Source organism: Burkholderia contaminans, from assembly GCF_029633825.1.
Taxonomy (GTDB): domain Bacteria; phylum Pseudomonadota; class Gammaproteobacteria; order Burkholderiales; family Burkholderiaceae; genus Burkholderia; species Burkholderia contaminans.
This window is the reverse complement of the sequence record NZ_CP090641.1, coordinates 427,302-441,271: the sequence shown is the minus strand read 5'-3', so window position 1 is coordinate 441,271 and position 13,970 is coordinate 427,302. Positions and strand designations below refer to the sequence as shown.

The 13,970-nt window shown below is 67.9% G+C and carries 12 protein-coding genes and 1 pseudogene; 6 read left to right on the top strand and 7 right to left on the bottom strand.

Translation table 11 applies throughout. The annotated features are described in order from the left end of the window. Positions 1–121 precede the first annotated feature (121 nt). Positions 122–1,051, bottom strand: a complete 930-nt coding sequence (locus LXE91_RS19715) for a LysR family transcriptional regulator (RefSeq protein WP_223274304.1) — start codon at positions 1,049–1,051, stop codon at positions 122–124. Positions 1,052–1,137: 86 nt separating this feature from the next. Between LXE91_RS19715 and LXE91_RS19710 the strand changes: the two genes are divergently transcribed. After that, positions 1,138–2,010, top strand: coding sequence for an NmrA family NAD(P)-binding protein (locus LXE91_RS19710; protein WP_039352959.1), 873 nt, complete (start codon positions 1,138–1,140; stop codon positions 2,008–2,010). A 185-nt stretch (positions 2,011–2,195) separates the two neighbouring features. On the opposite strand, the gene LXE91_RS19705 is transcribed toward LXE91_RS19710, so the two are convergent. Beyond that, positions 2,196–2,822 (bottom strand): TetR/AcrR family transcriptional regulator, encoded by a 627-nt coding sequence (locus tag LXE91_RS19705; protein ID WP_052760083.1) that lies wholly within the window; start codon positions 2,820–2,822, stop codon positions 2,196–2,198. A 322-nt stretch (positions 2,823–3,144) separates the two neighbouring features. Here LXE91_RS19705 and LXE91_RS19700 point away from each other — a divergent pair, with 322 nt between their 5' ends. Continuing rightward, a complete protein-coding gene (locus LXE91_RS19700) occupies positions 3,145–3,489 on the top strand; it encodes an H-NS histone family protein (RefSeq protein ID WP_039352965.1) in 345 nt (114 codons plus the stop codon). 278 nt (positions 3,490–3,767) lie between these two features. On the opposite strand, the gene LXE91_RS19695 is transcribed toward LXE91_RS19700, so the two are convergent. Both LXE91_RS19695 and LXE91_RS19690 read right to left on the bottom strand, forming a co-directional pair. Further along, positions 3,768–4,526: an SDR family oxidoreductase gene (locus tag LXE91_RS19695; RefSeq protein WP_039352862.1), complete on the bottom strand. Its 759-nt coding sequence runs from the start codon at positions 4,524–4,526 to the stop codon at positions 3,768–3,770. Between the two features lie 123 nt (positions 4,527–4,649). Then, complete coding sequence (locus LXE91_RS19690; RefSeq protein ID WP_039352865.1) at positions 4,650–5,603, bottom strand: LysR family transcriptional regulator; 954 nt, start codon at positions 5,601–5,603, stop codon at positions 4,650–4,652. A 164-nt stretch (positions 5,604–5,767) separates the two neighbouring features. Between LXE91_RS19690 and LXE91_RS19685 the strand changes: the two genes are divergently transcribed. Further along, positions 5,768–6,982: an FAD-dependent monooxygenase gene (locus LXE91_RS19685; RefSeq protein ID WP_039352868.1), complete on the top strand. Its 1,215-nt coding sequence runs from the start codon at positions 5,768–5,770 to the stop codon at positions 6,980–6,982. A gap of 142 nt (positions 6,983–7,124) precedes the next feature. On the opposite strand, the pseudogene LXE91_RS19680 reads toward LXE91_RS19685, so the two are convergent. Then, a pseudogene (locus LXE91_RS19680) lies at positions 7,125–8,059 on the bottom strand (alpha/beta hydrolase). Positions 8,060–8,120: 61 nt separating this feature from the next. Beyond that, positions 8,121–9,218, bottom strand: coding sequence for an OpgC domain-containing protein (locus LXE91_RS19675; RefSeq protein ID WP_039352968.1), 1,098 nt, complete (start codon positions 9,216–9,218; stop codon positions 8,121–8,123). Between the two features lie 382 nt (positions 9,219–9,600). Here LXE91_RS19675 and LXE91_RS19670 point away from each other — a divergent pair, with 382 nt between their 5' ends. Next, positions 9,601–10,755, top strand: a complete 1,155-nt coding sequence (locus LXE91_RS19670; protein WP_039352874.1) for a porin — start codon at positions 9,601–9,603, stop codon at positions 10,753–10,755. A gap of 45 nt (positions 10,756–10,800) precedes the next feature. On the opposite strand, the gene LXE91_RS19665 is transcribed toward LXE91_RS19670, so the two are convergent. Continuing rightward, a complete protein-coding gene (locus LXE91_RS19665) occupies positions 10,801–11,712 on the bottom strand; it encodes a LysR family transcriptional regulator (protein WP_039352877.1) in 912 nt (303 codons plus the stop codon). A 140-nt stretch (positions 11,713–11,852) separates the two neighbouring features. Here LXE91_RS19665 and LXE91_RS19660 point away from each other — a divergent pair, with 140 nt between their 5' ends. After that, positions 11,853–12,869 carry an aldo/keto reductase gene (locus tag LXE91_RS19660; RefSeq protein ID WP_039352881.1) on the top strand — a complete coding sequence of 339 codons (1,017 nt, stop codon included), beginning with the start codon at positions 11,853–11,855 and terminating at the stop codon, positions 12,867–12,869. Positions 12,870–13,146: 277 nt separating this feature from the next. Continuing rightward, on the top strand, positions 13,147–13,887 hold the full coding sequence (locus tag LXE91_RS19655; protein ID WP_039352884.1) for a sulfite exporter TauE/SafE family protein: 741 nt from the start codon (positions 13,147–13,149) through the stop codon (positions 13,885–13,887). Positions 13,888–13,970 lie beyond the last annotated feature (83 nt).

Sequence of the window (13,970 nt, the reverse complement as noted above, 5' to 3'; positions counted from 1 at the left end):
GACGTGACGGGCCGCAGGCTCGCGATCGCGCAGCAGGACGGTGCACGGAAATCGCCGCGTGTTCGCGCACGCGCGGCATGCATCGGTTGGGTGATTGCCCTACGCCAGGAGCGGTCGAGCGCTACGGCGCCATCTCCTGCGCAATTTCCGCGATCTGCGCGCGCAGCCACCCGTACGCCGGATCGTCGTGCGTGCGCTCGTGCCAGATCATCGTCAACGCAAACGGCGGCACGTCGACGGGCAGTTCGGCGAGCGTGACCGGCATCGACTGCGCGACGTGTTGCGCGAGACGGCGCGGCAGCACCACGGTCATGTCGCTTTTCGCGACCACCATCGGCGCTACCAGAAAATGCGGCAACCGCATCGCGATGCGTCGCTGCAGCCCTTGCCGCGCGAGCGCCGCGTCGACCTGCTCGCCACCGCGGCCGCCGATCGTCACCAGCACGTGCGACAGCGCCGCGAAACGCTTCGGCGTCAGCCGCGACGACAACACCGGATGCCCGTTGCGCACGATGCAGACCAGGCTGTCGTCGTAGAGCTTGCGACGATAGATGCCGGCGGGCAGCGTATCGTCGTCGAACGCGCCGAGCGCGATACCGGCCGTGCCGTCCGCCACGCGTTCGACGTTGTTGCCGCGTGACGGCGGCACGACGAGATCCATGCCTGGCGCGCGCTGCTCCAGCCGCGCATTCACGTCAGGTATCAGCGTCAGTGCCATGTGATCGAGGCTCGCGATCGAGAACTCTCCGCGGGCGGTGGCCGGATCGAATTCCGCAGGCGCGACGATGCTGGCCGCTTCCGCCAGCACGCGCGACACGCGCAGCGCGAGCGACGCCGCGCGCGGCGTGAACTCCAGCCCCTTCGGCGTGCGCACGACGACACGATCGTCGAGCAGCGTGCGCAGCCGGCCCAGCGCGCGGCTTGCCGCCGGTTGCGTCAGGCCGAGCCGCACGCCGGCGCGCGTGACGCTGCGTTCCTTGAGCAATGCGTCGAGCAGCTTGAGCAGGTTGAGATCGACGGCGCGCAAATCCACTTCGTGCATGCTGGACATGATTGGTATGCATTTGAGTTATGTGAAGCCAGCGTACATCATCGAAGCCATCGCTCCAACGGGTGGGGCGGCTGTCGGAGGAAAATATGTTTGTTGTCACGGGTGTCACCGGCCGCACGGGCGCCGTTGCGGCCCAGGCCCTGATCGATGCGGGCGTCGCGGTGCGCGTGGTCGTGCGCGATCGCGCGAAGGCGGCGCGCTGGGCTGAACAGGGCGCGGAAGTGGCCGTTGCCGATCTGGCCGATTCCGCTGCATTGACGCGTGCCTTTGCCGGTGCGTGCGGTACGTATCTGGTCAAGCCGCCCAACTATGCGCTGGAGAACCTGTTCGAACACGCGGACGTGACGGCGCGCGCCGTTGCCGAAGCGGTACGCGCGGCGGGCTTGCCGAAACTCGTGCTGCTGTCGTCGGTCGGTGCGGACCGGCCGAGCGGCACCGGCGTGATCGCGACCAACCGCACGGCCGAGCAACGACTGGCCGAGCTGGGCATTCCGGTCGTGTTCCTGCGCGCGGCGTACTTCATGGAGAACTGGGCGCGCGTCGTCGAGCCGGTGCGTACGCAGGGCATCCTGCCGAGCCTGCTCGTGCCGGTGGAGCGCGCCATTCCGATGGTCGCAACCGAGGACATCGGCCGGGTCGCGGCGGATTTGCTGCGTGAAGACTGGACAGGCATCCGCAAGATCGGCCTGGAAGGGCCGGCTGCCTATTCGCCTGCCGACATCGCGGCGATCTTTGCGCGCGCGCTCGATCGACCGGTGAGGCCCATGGCGCTCGCGCCTTCGGAGTGGGCTGGCGTACTCGCGATGAATCCGTTCTCCAGTGCGGCGATCAACGGATTCATCGAACTGAATCACGGGCTGAACAGCGGGCACATCGATTTCGGGAGTGACGATGCCGTCGAGCGTCGACAAGGGCGGGTGCCGTTCGAACAGGTCGCCGAGGAGCTCCTGCGGGCCTGATGCTGTACATCCGCAGGCGGCGCATCACCGCGGCATCTCGGCGTTCGTGAGCGGCGGTGCCGCGGCGCTGCCCGGATACGGCGCCCTCGCGTGCGTCGAGCGGCCGCAATGGCCCGCACGGCATCACGCGCGATCCGGCTCCATCGTGGAGCCTGTCACTTCCCGGTCGCGAGTGACCTTTACGGTCAACGCACGGGCTCGGCCGTGGCCAGGAGGCTACGCAGGAACACCATGATCATGTGCCCGATCGGCACCTCGGACAGGATCGACTGCTGCAGCGCCAGGCCTTGCGAGAGCCCCATGAACGAAATGGCCAGGACGGCCGGCGGTTCGGGCGGCACTTTCTTCAGCCGCGCGAAAATCTGCTCGATGCAATAGGCGAGGCCATCGCGATGGGCGTCCAGCAATGCCTGCGACGCGATGGCGAAAGCGGGGTTGCGCCGCCCCTGAAGCTTGAATTCGACGCCCAGCACCGACCACTCGGGCTCGGCATCGACGGTCCGCGACCAGACATCCAGCGCATTCAGGATGTCCTCCCCGGACGCGGACGGGTCGCTCAGCGCCCGCGCGATGTCGGCCACCTGCGTCGTCGAACGCTCCCGCATCAGTTCGACGAACAGTTCCTCCTTGCTCGCGAAATTCGAATAGAACGCGCCCTGCGTATAACCGGCCTCGGCCGCGATATCCCTGAGCGACGTGCCGGCGAACCCGCGATCGACGAACAGCCGTTTCGCCGCGGCGAGCAAATGGGCGCGGGTCTGCTGTCGGCTTTCTTCGCGGCTCAGCCGCGGGGGAAGGGAGGACATGTTCATGGCAGGCAGGATATCAGTTGATATTTGAGATAGATACCATTACGATCGCGTTTCAAATATCACTTGATATTTGAAACGCAGGGCGCGATTGTGTCGCCGGACGTCTGCAGTGGGGATTCCCCGGGCGGACGTTCGGGGCGACGCGGGGGCGCGCACTGTGAACCGGTGCGCGGCGGTGTGTCGTTGCCCGCGTGTCGCGTGCTTCGATGCGCCGACGCGAGCCGCGAGCCGATCGTGTGGATCCCGTCGTCACGGGGCGTCGTGAAACAGTCAGTTAGTGATGCGAATCATGGCGGTTCGCATGCAGATGTGGATGCGGGGCATGAAGAAGATGAGCGCGAGCAAGACCTATGCACAGCTCGTAGTCGAGCTGGCCGAACTGGACGAGGAAATCGAGCGAGCACGCGCGCGCGAACGCGTCGATGCGATCGCGGCGGTTCACTCGTTGATGGACACCTATGCGATCAAGCATCGCGACCTGGTCGGCCGCAACGGCAGCCGGGGTTCGTACGTCGTGAAAGTGTTGCCGGCGCGCTATCGCGACCCGGCGAGCGGAAAGGAGTGGAGCGGGCGCGGCAATGCGCCGCTCTGGATCAGGGGCAAGGATCGTCGTCAGTTCGTCATCGCCAGGCCGCCGTCCACCGGCAAGAAAACCCGGGCCGGCTGACGCACGGCACCATGCTACGGCGACAGCAGCTTCGGCGGTGCCTGACCCGGCGGCGTGAGCACCACGAGCAGCGTCCCGCCTTCGGGTAACGGCGCCACGCACGCATGCGGCCGATGCGACGAGATCAGCGCGCGGTCACCGGCGCGCTGATCTCATCGGTTTGGCGTGCTCGAAGTGCAGCTCGAGTTCGCCCGACAGTACGTGACGTCGTCAGCAATCATCGGCGGGTGATGCCTGCCGCTGCGGGCCGGCCTGGACGGGCGTCGCGAGCGCTTCGTTCAGCCTCGGCCGACGAACGGCATCGCGGTCGCCATGATCGTCATGTTCAGGATGTTCGTGTCGAGCGGCAGGTTCGCCATCTGGACGATCGCGTTCGCGACATGCGTGACGTCCATGCGCGCCTCGGGCGCGAGGCTGCCGTCGGCCTGCGGGACGCCTTGCGTCATCCGTTCCGTGAGCGATGTCGCCGCGTTGCCGATGTCGATCTGGCCGCACGCGATGTTGTACCGGCGGCCGTCGAGGGCCAGCGACCGGGTGATCCCGGTCACCGCATGCTTGGTGGCCGTGTACGCGATCGTATCGGGGCGCGGCGCATGGGCCGAGATCGAGCCGTTGTTGATGATCCTGCCGCCCTGCGGCGATTGCGCTTTCATCAGGCGCCACGCGGCTCGCGCACACAGGAAGACGCCGGTCAGGTTCGTCGCGACGACGCTGTTCCACACGTCGAATTCGTATTCGTCGAGGGAAACCGGCGGCGCGTTGCGGCCGGCGTTGTTGAACAGCACGTCGAGCCGGCCGAACTGCTGCGCGATCTGCGCGAACGCGTGGTCGACCGATGCTTCGTCGGTGACGTCCGCCGGAAACGCGTGTGCGTCGCCCCCGGCGGTGCGGATCGCATCCTGCGTCTCGCGCAACGAGGCTTCGGTGCGTCCGAGCAGTGCGACGGTGAATCCCGCCTGGGCGAGCGCGATGGCCGCTGCGCGACCGATGCCGGAGCCGGCGCCCGTGACGGCTGCGAATTTCTTCGAGACAGACATGGCTTGATTTCCTGCGAGTTGAATGACGGATGAGGCCGGGGATGAACGATGACCTTGCCGTTTCGGCAATGTAGTCGAAATGCGCGGCACGCATGTTCGACCAACATCGTAAGGCACGCTCCATCACGTCGACGACTTCTTCCGGCCAGGTACGGCTTTCCGCGCCCGCGTGCCTGACTCCGCAAACAGGTCGACCACCACGTCGCGCAGCCATTTGTTCCCTTCGTCCTGATTGACCCGCGTATGCCAGAGCATGTGAATCGGCGCGCCCGGCAGCGTGACGGGCAACGCGCGCCAGCCCAGCGAAAACGGTGCGGCGAGCTGCTGCGCAAGATGCTCGGGCACCGTCGCGATCAGGTCGGTGCGCTGCAGGATGTAGCCGACGCTCATGAAGTGCGGCACCGTGAGCCGCACCTGGCGCGCCACGCGGCGGCGCTTCAGCCATTCGTCCACCTGCCCGTGACCGGTGCCGGCCGACACCACGACCAGGTGCTCCGCATTGCGCCACGTGTCGACCGTCAGCGGCGCGTCTTCGAGCGGGTGCCCGCGCCGGAACAGGCACACGTAGCGCTGATCGAACAGCCGGCGCTGGTAGAAGCCGCCCTTGAGCTGCGGCAGCAGGCCGATCGCGAGGTCGACGCGGCCGTCTGCCATTGCGTCGCCGAGGTTGACGCTCGTGTCGCGCACCGTATTGAGTGCGATGCCCGGCGCTGCTTGCGACAGGTGTTCGAGCAGCGCCGGCAGGAACACGACTTCGCCGATATCGGTCATGCCGATCGTCAGCGTGCGCGTGGCGCGCAGCGGATCGAAACCGGTCTCGGGGTTGAGCGCGGCGTGCAGCGTCGCGAGCGCGTGCGACACGGGTTCCGCGAGGCGCAGTGCGAACGGTGTCGGCACCACGCCGCCCGGCCCGCGCACGAACAGCGGATCGCCGAGCCGGCGGCGCAGCTTCGCGAGCGCATTGCTCACGCCCGGCTGGCTCATGTTCATCTGCTCGGCGACGCTCGATACGCGCCGTTCCTGCATCAGCCGCTGGAATAGCAGCAGCAGGTTGAGGTCGACATCGCTCAGTTCCATGGTTGGGCCTCGCCGGTTCATTGCATTCAGTGATGAAGCAGATTCCGGTCATTTTATTGCGGGATGAAAGTCCGCTCCCGAGAATGCCGATACGGCCCATGCAATCGACATGACCGCTGCGCACGCCGCAGAGCCCACATCGGAACATCGGAGACACCTTCATCATGCAGACGAACCTGAAGATTGCGATCGTCGGCGCCGGGATCGGCGGCCTGACGCTCGCGCTCGCCCTGCGCGAGCACGGCATCGACGCGCAGCTCTACGAACAGACGGAGGTGTTGCGCGAAGTCGGCGCGGCCGTCGCGCTGTCGGCCAATGCGACGCGCTTCTACGAACGGATGGGATTGCGGGCGGCCTTCGACGCGGTGTGCGCGGACATCCCGGGGCTCGTCTATCGCGACGGCCGCAGCGGCGCGGTGATCGGCCATCATCGCGGCGACCCCGACTATCGCCGGCAATTCGGCGGCGCGTACTGGGGCGTGCATCGCGCGGATCTGCAGGCCGTGCTGTCGAAGGCGGTCGGCCTCGACGCCATTCATCTCGGCCATCGGCTGATCGATCTCGCGCAGCATCCCGATCGCGTCACGCTGTCGTTCGACAACGGGGCGCGCGTCGACGCCGATCTCGTGATCGGCGCGGACGGCGCTCGCTCGCTCACGCGGCGCTGGATGCTCGGCTACGACGATGCGCTGTATTCGGGGTGTTCGGGGTTTCGCGGCGTGGTGCCGGCCGCGCGGCTGAGCCTTTTGCCCGATCCCGAAACGCTGCAGTACTGGATCGGGCCGCACGGGCACCTGCTGCACTATCCGATCGGCGACGACGGCGACCAGAATTTCCTGCTGGTCGAGCGTCATCCGTCACCGTGGCCGTCGCGCGACTGGGTGATGCCGTCGGAAGAGGGCGAGCAACTGCGCGTGTTCGGGGATTGGCATCCGGCGGTGGTGCAGATGATCACTGCCGTGCCGATCAGCCAGCGCTGGGGGCTGTTCCACCGGCCGCCGCTCGGCCGCTGGAGCCGCGGCCGCGTGACGCTGATCGGCGACGCCGCGCATGCGCTGGTGCCGCATCACGGGCAGGGCGCGAACCAGTCGATCGAGGATGCGGTGGTGCTCGCCGCGCAACTGGCGCAGGCCGGGCCGGGCAACTGGCGCGAAGCGCAGGAAGCGTATGAGCGACTGCGTCGCGGCCGCACGCGCAAGGTGCAGTACGCGTCGATTTCCGTGGCCGACGTGCTGCACCTGCCCGACGGGCCGGCCGCGCAGGCGCGCAATGCGCGTCTGGCCGCGCGCGACAGCGTGCTGCATCACCTGGACTGGATTCACGATTTCGATGCGCTGGCCGGGGAGCCGAGCGAACGGCAGGGTGGCACGTGGCTGTGAGCCCGCAATCGTGAGCACGCCATCAGGCGAGACCGGCGCGACCGGTGCGCCGCGATGGCGGACGCAGGAGACGAGACTGATCGAAAGACTACCGGTCACCGGCCAGCCTGACGAAAACGGGCGAGGCCGCGCCCGCCCGCCATCACTTCACGCATTCGAGCGCGTACTTCAATCCTTGCCCGAGCAGCCCGCGCCAGACGTCCCACGTATGCCCGCCGTCGACGATGCGCAGCTCGGCCGGGTTCTGCGCGCGGCGCAGTTGCGTATACAGCACGCTCGATTCGGCCTGGATGGTCAGGTCGTCGTCGCCGGCCGCGATGAACATCGGGATCCGCCAGCTGCGCGCGAAATAGCCGCGCATCAGCGCCGGGTAATTGAGCTCGTGCCACACGCGCGGGTCGAACTGGCGGTCGCCGAACACGCCGACGTAGCGCGCGGCGGAATTGAGCGGCGGCTCGTTCGCGTAGATCGCGGGGCTCAGCAGCATCGCGCCGCAGAACAGGCCGGGTTCGAGCAGCGAGAAACGCAGCGCGCCAAAGCCGCCCATCGACACGCCGCCGATCGCGCGGCCCGCGCGCTGGTTCGACACCGCGAAGTGCGCCTCGACCTCGGGCAGCAGGTCGTTGAGGAACGCGCTCTGCATCTTCTCCTTGCGGTCGACGTACCAGTCGGTGCCGCCCTGCGGCATCACGATCACGACCGGCGGGATCTCGCGGCGCTCGATCAGCGTGTCGGCGGTGGCCTGTAGCCGGCCCTGCGTGACCCAGTCGTTCGCGTTGCCGGCGTTGCCGTGCAGCAGGTACATCACGGGGTAGCGCGCGCCTTCCGGGTTGTAGCCGGGCGGCAGGTAAACCGTGTACGACCAGTCGCGCTTCAGCGACGCCGAGCGGAACGTGCGCAGCACGACGCTGCTGCCCGGATTGAGCGCGCTCTCCGGGCGGCCGACGGGGTCGTCGCGGTCTGGACGGCCGGTGGCGGCGGCGCGGGCGCTGCCACCGGCGCGGGCGGCGTGGCGCGGGCGGTGGCGATGGAGCCGGCGATCAGGGCGGGGGCGAACGCAAGGGCGAGTCGGCGCATGTCGAATTGTTTCAGGAGAGGCGCCGGCTATCGTAGCAGCGGCGCATGACGGCGCGGCGCGTCATCGCCGCGAACGGAACGGCAGCCGCGCGACGAGCGGCCCGTAGAGCTTGGCGACGAGATACAGCAGGCCCATTGCAACGACGTCGGCAATCAGGCCGAGCTTCACGTCGAGATAGCCTTCGGTCGCCTGGTAGAGCACCGAATCGACCGCGAGCGAGATGGCGGTGCCCGCGACGAAGCACAGCAGCCCCTGCCGGCCGATCGTGCCGATCCACGGCATCGCGTGCGCGACCTTCTTCATCCAGCCGAGGTGAACCAGCTTGGCCGCGAGCCACGCGATCGCGAGGAAGTTTGCGAGCCGCAGCGCGCCGAGGTTCTGCTTGATTGACGGATCGGTCGGGAACGGCTCGATGCGCAGCCGGTAGTACGCGCCGGCCGCGACGATCGCGAGCGCCGCGGCCGTCAGCAGCCAGCCCTGCGGCTTCGGCGCGAGCGTCTGGTAGACGGGCTGGCAGCGCGCGATCACGCCGAGCACGAACAGGAACTGCCATGCGAACGGATTGAAGTCCCACGGCGCGCCTTCCACGGTCGGCAAGAAGCGCGCGACGTGCGGCGCCGCGTACCACAGCGATCCGCTGAACGCGAGCAGCAGCCACGGCTGCGTGCGCGCGAGCGGCAGTGCGAGCGGCACGAGCAGCGCGAAGAACGCGTACATCGGCAGCACCGACGCGAGGTACGGCTGGCGGCGGAACAGCAGGATGTCGCGCAGCGCGGCGAGCGGCTTGTGGAGCAGGCCGTCGAGGTCGTTGGTCGGCATGTTCGGGCCGTCGATCGCGAACGCGTTCAGCGCGGCCGTGATCAGCAGCATCAGGCCGGCCGTCACGAGGAACGCACGATAGATCTCGAACGCGCGCCGGATGAAGCGCTGGCGCGCGGCGGCTTCGTCGTGCCGTTCGGCGAGCGAGTTGTACGCGATCGCGGTGGCGAAGCCGCCGAGGAACACGAAGACCTCGGCCGCGTCGCACAGCGCGTAAGCGTGCAGCGTCACGCGCGACAGGATGCTGCCGCCGATGTGGTCGACGACGATGACGAGCAGCACGAGGCCGCGGAAGAAATCGAGCTCGGCGTAGCGGCCGGCCCGGGCCGGTGCGGTCATCGGACCGCCTCCCGGCGCGGGCCGCGGGCGCGGCCGGCACGCGCCGCGCATGAATCGGGGGGAAGCATGACTTCGTGAAGAAATGACGAACGGATGCGCATTGTGCCACCGATGCGGTGCACCTCGGGTTTACGCGAATGGTCGGCTGTCGTGCTGCTGCCGATAAGCCGGGTCAGGCAGTCCACGCAACGGGGCAGTTGGACGAGCGCAACGGTTTGCGCAGGGTTCATCTACCCCGATGGACGGACGGTTTGCGACGTGACACCATTTTGACCTCACGCGGCCGCACACCGCGTCGTCCGCCCTGCGGGCCACACCTAAAACAGACCAAACATTCGCCGGGCACTCGACCCTGCCCGGCCCCCGGCTCCGGAGAACCGTCATGAAGAAGCACATCATTTTTACCGCCGCGCTGGCCGCTTTCGCCGCGCCGGTCTTCGCCCAGAACAGCGTGACGCTGTACGGTGTGATCGATGAAGGCTTCAATTACACGAACAACGTGAACGTCAATGGGGTCGGAAAAACGAATTACCAGCTTGCGAGCGGCTATGCGCAGGGCAGCCGCTGGGGCCTGAAGGGCAGCGAGGATCTCGGCGGCGGGCTGAAGGCGATCTTCACGCTGGAAAACGGTTTTGACGTGAACAACGGCCGGCTCGGCCAGGGCGGCCGCATGTTCGGCCGCCAGGCGTTCGTCGGGCTGAGCGCGCCGCGCTTCGGCACGCTGACCTTCGGCCGTCAGTACGATTCCGTCGTCGACTATCTCGCGCCGCTCACCGCCAACGGCAACTGGGGCGGCACGCTGTTCTCGCACCCGTTCGACAACGACAACACGGACAATTCGTTCCGCGTCAACAACACGGTCAAGTATGCGAGCGCCGACTGGAACGGCCTGACGTTCGGCGGCACGTACAGCTTCAGCAACAGCACCGGCTTCGCGAACAACCGTCAGTACAGCCTCGGCGCGCAGTACTCGCTGGCCGGGCTGCAGGTTGCGGCTGCGTACCTGCAGGCGAACAACCCGGGTATCGGCAGCGCGGGCGCGATCTCGGCGGATGACGCGAACTTCGTCGCCGACCGCCTGCGGATCTTCGGCGGCGGCGTCAACTACACGTTCGGCCCGGCCACGCTCGGCTTCGTCTACACGAAGACGGACGTGAAGAACCCGGTGTCGACCGTCTACCTGCCGGCGTCGACGTTCGCCGGCCTCGGGTTGACCGCGACGAAGTTCCAGAACTTCGAGATCAACGGCAAGTACCAGCTCACGCCCGATTTCTATCTCGGCGCGCAGTACGTGTACACGGACGGCAAGTACGATGCCGCGGCCGGAACGTTCAAGCCGAAATACCACACGGTCGGGCTGATGGCCGACTACAGCCTGTCGAAGCGCACCGACGTCTACCTGCAGGGCGCATGGCAGAAGGTGGGCGGCGACAAGACCGGCACGGCGGCCGACGGCGGCTACGTGGTCGGCACGGACGGCCCGTCGGCGTCGTCGAACCAGTTCGCGGTGCGCGCCGCGATCCGTCACAAGTTCTGACGTTCCAGGCGGGCGGCGCCGGGGCGAGTGCCCCGGCGCCTGCCGTCAATCCGCCCGGGGTACGCCCCCGAGCGTTTCCGCAAGCCAGTCGACGAAGATCCGCACGCGCGGTGCGAGATGCCGGCCGGTCGGAAACACCACCGACACGGGCAGCGGCTCGGCATTCCATTCCGGCAGCACTTCGACCAGCGAGCCGTCGGCGAGCAGCGGCCCGAGCCCTTCGCGCGGCGCCTGGATCAGCCCGAGGCCCGCAAGACAGCACGCGAGATACGCCTGCGAGCTGTTGACCGACACGACGCTGCGCATCTTGACCGCATGCAGCTCGCCCGTATCCATATCCGCATATTCCCAGTCCAGCTCGCGGCCCGTGCGGCTCGAGAAATAGCCGACCGCGACGTGGTCCGGAAGCTCGTCCGGCGAGCGCGGCGTGCCGTGCCGCTCGAGATACGCGGGCGCCGCGCAATTGATCTGCGCCAGCTCGCCGATGCGCCGCGCGACGAGCGACGTATCGGACATCGCGCCAACCCGCACCGCGCAGTCGATGCCGTCGGCGACGAGGTCGACGAAGCGGTCGGTCGTGCCGATCACGACGCGCAGGTCGGGGTAGCGCGCGTGGAAACCCGGTAGCGCCGGAATCACCTGGTTCAGCGCAAAGCGTTCGGGCAGGTCGACGCGGATCGCGCCGCGCGGCGTCGTGCCGGCGTCTTCGAACAGCGTTTCCGCGTCGTCCAGATCGGCCAGCAACCGCGTGCAGCGCTCGTAATAGGTCGCGCCTTCGGCCGTCAGCGCGACGCGCCGCGTCGTGCGCTGCAGCAGGCGGACCTTCAGGTGTTTTTCCAGATACTGGACGGCGTTGCTGACCGTCGGGCGCGGCAGTTGCAGCTGTTCGGCGGCTTTCGTGAAGCTGCCGAGATGGGCGACGCGCGCGAAGATGCGCATTGCTTGCAGGTGATCCATGCGGGGCGGGTGCGTGGGTAGAGGGGAGCAGGCTCCATTGTTAATCAGCGTCGAACGGTTTGGTTGAGTGTTTCGCGTTTATCGCGCGCCGCAATGCGCCCAGAATCCGGCCTGTTCATTCATCAATCGAGGAAACGGACATGGAAACGCGTGAACTGGGCCGTACCGGCCCGCGGGTGTCGGCACTCGCGCTCGGCTGCATGGGGATGTCGGACTTCTACGGCCCGGCCGACCGCGACGAAAGCATCGCGACGCTGCACGCGGCGCTCGACCACGGCATCACGATGCTCGACACCGGCGATTTCTACGGCATGGGCGACAACGAGATGCTGATCCGCGATGCGTTGCGCGGCCGGGCCCGCGACCAGGTGCTGATCAGCGTGAAATTCGGCGCGCTGCGCGATCCGTCCGGCGGGTTTGCCGGCTACGACGCGCGGCCGGCGGCGATCCGCAACTTCGTCGCGTACTCGCTGAAACGGCTCGGCACCGACTACATCGACATCTACCGGCCGGCGCGCGTCGATCCGGCGGTGCCGATCGAGGAGACGATCGGTGCGATCGCCGATCTCGTGAAGGCCGGGTACGTGCGCCATATCGGCCTGTCGGAAGCCGGCGTCGACACGATCCGCCGCGCCGCTGCCGTCGCGCCGATCGCCGACCTGCAGATCGAATACTCGCTGCTGTCGCGCGGCATCGAGGCCGGAATCCTGCCTGCGTGCCGCGAACTCGGGATCGGCGTGACGGCCTACGGCGTGCTGTCGCGCGGGCTGCTCGGCGGGCGCTGGAGCACGGCGCGGGAAGGCGAACGCGATTTCCGTGCGGCGAGCCCGCGATTCCAGGGCGAGAACCTCGCGCACAACCTTGCGCTCGTCGATGCGCTGCGCGTGATCGCCGACGAGAAGGGCAGCAATCCGGCGCAAGTCGCGATCGCGTGGGTGCTGTCGCGCGGCGGCGATATCGTGCCGCTGATCGGCGCGCGCAAGCGCCTTCAGCTTCAGGACGCACTGCAAGCGACTGAAATGCAACTAACGGTCAATGACATCGCTCGCATCGAAGCGGCGGTTCCCGCCGGGGCGGCTGCCGGTGAGCGTTATCCGGCCGCACAGATGGCGCACCTCGACAGCGAGCAGGGCCGGGGGGCATCTCACGGGGGCTGATCGGGCCGGATTGGTGCTCGTTCAGGGGCCGGCCCGGTATTCAGCTCGGATTCGGGAGTCGAAGCGGGGTTCTGCAACCCGGATGCATGGTCCGGCCCCGCCTGCGTTGAGCGAGGCGGCTGGTTTTTCGTCGGCGCCGCGGCGCGCCAGCCCATCGGCGCGATCGCGCCGCCGCTCCATCCGGCAAACCCGAGCCAGCCTCAGGCAAAACCAGATGGCGAGCGGCGCGCTCGGGGTTCACCATCGGCGCCGTACTCGACCGGACGGAATGCCTTTCATGCAAGTTCATACGCTGACGATCATCGCGGTGGTTTTCCTGCTGGCCGGCGCGGTCAAGGGCATGATCGGGCTCGGGCTGCCGACGATCGCGATGGGGCTGCTGACGCTCGCGATGCCGCCGTCGGCTGCCGCGAGCCTGCTGCTCGTGCCGTCGTTCATCACCAATGTGTGGCAGTTGTGGCTCGGCCCGTCGTTCGGGCCGCTGCTGCGCCGGCTGTGGCCGCTGCTCGCCGGCCTGACGATCGGCACGCTGACGGGCGGGCTGCCTGCGCTCGCGGCAGGCAGCACCTGGACGCATGCGGCGCTGGGCGTGGTGCTGATTCTCTACGGGCTGTGGGGGCTGGCCGCCGCGCGGCTGCCGGCGCCGGGCCGCCATGAAAAGTGGCTGTCGGCCGTGGTCGGCTACCTGACGGGCGTCGTGACGGCCGCGACCGGTGTGTTCGTCGTGCCGGCCGTGCCGTATCTGCAGGCGCTGCGGCTGTCGAAGGACGACCTGATCCAGGCGCTCGGGCTGTCGTTCACCGCATCGACGATCGTGCTCGGCCTGCAACTGCGCGTGACGGGTGCGTTGCAAACGGTCGATCTCGGCGTGTCGGCGCTCGCACTCGTGCCGGCGCTGGCGGGCATGGCTGGCGGGCAATATGCGCGCCGCGTGATGAGCGAGCAGGCGTTCAAGCGCTGCTTCTTCGTCGGGCTCATCGCGCTCGGCGCGTACATGGCGGCTTCGGGGTGGCTGTAAGCGGGCATCGCTGACGAGCGCGATGCCCGCTGTCCGTGACGCGCCCAAAGCCGGTTTCGACAACAGCGGGCTTCGGGCGCGTT

Excerpts from the sequence above, each read along its gene's own strand:
- LXE91_RS19670 (WP_039352874.1), top strand. The coding sequence starts at position 9,601 with ATGAAGAAGCACATCATTTTTACCGCCGCGCTGGCCGCTTTCGCCGCG.
- LXE91_RS19685 (WP_039352868.1), top strand. The coding sequence starts at position 5,768 with ATGCAGACGAACCTGAAGATTGCGATCGTCGGCGCCGGGATCGGCGGC.
- LXE91_RS19655 (WP_039352884.1), top strand. The coding sequence starts at position 13,147 with ATGCAAGTTCATACGCTGACGATCATCGCGGTGGTTTTCCTGCTGGCC.
- LXE91_RS19700 (WP_039352965.1), top strand. The coding sequence starts at position 3,145 with ATGAAGAAGATGAGCGCGAGCAAGACCTATGCACAGCTCGTAGTCGAG.
- LXE91_RS19690 (WP_039352865.1), bottom strand. The coding sequence starts at position 5,603 with ATGGAACTGAGCGATGTCGACCTCAACCTGCTGCTGCTATTCCAGCGG.
- LXE91_RS19705 (WP_052760083.1), bottom strand. The coding sequence starts at position 2,822 with ATGAACATGTCCTCCCTTCCCCCGCGGCTGAGCCGCGAAGAAAGCCGA.
- LXE91_RS19695 (WP_039352862.1), bottom strand. The coding sequence starts at position 4,526 with ATGTCTGTCTCGAAGAAATTCGCAGCCGTCACGGGCGCCGGCTCCGGC.
- LXE91_RS19715 (WP_223274304.1), bottom strand. The coding sequence starts at position 1,051 with ATGTCCAGCATGCACGAAGTGGATTTGCGCGCCGTCGATCTCAACCTG.
- LXE91_RS19710 (WP_039352959.1), top strand. The coding sequence starts at position 1,138 with ATGTTTGTTGTCACGGGTGTCACCGGCCGCACGGGCGCCGTTGCGGCC.
- LXE91_RS19660 (WP_039352881.1), top strand. The coding sequence starts at position 11,853 with ATGGAAACGCGTGAACTGGGCCGTACCGGCCCGCGGGTGTCGGCACTC.
- LXE91_RS19665 (WP_039352877.1), bottom strand. The coding sequence starts at position 11,712 with ATGGATCACCTGCAAGCAATGCGCATCTTCGCGCGCGTCGCCCATCTC.
- LXE91_RS19675 (WP_039352968.1), bottom strand. The coding sequence starts at position 9,218 with ATGACCGCACCGGCCCGGGCCGGCCGCTACGCCGAGCTCGATTTCTTC.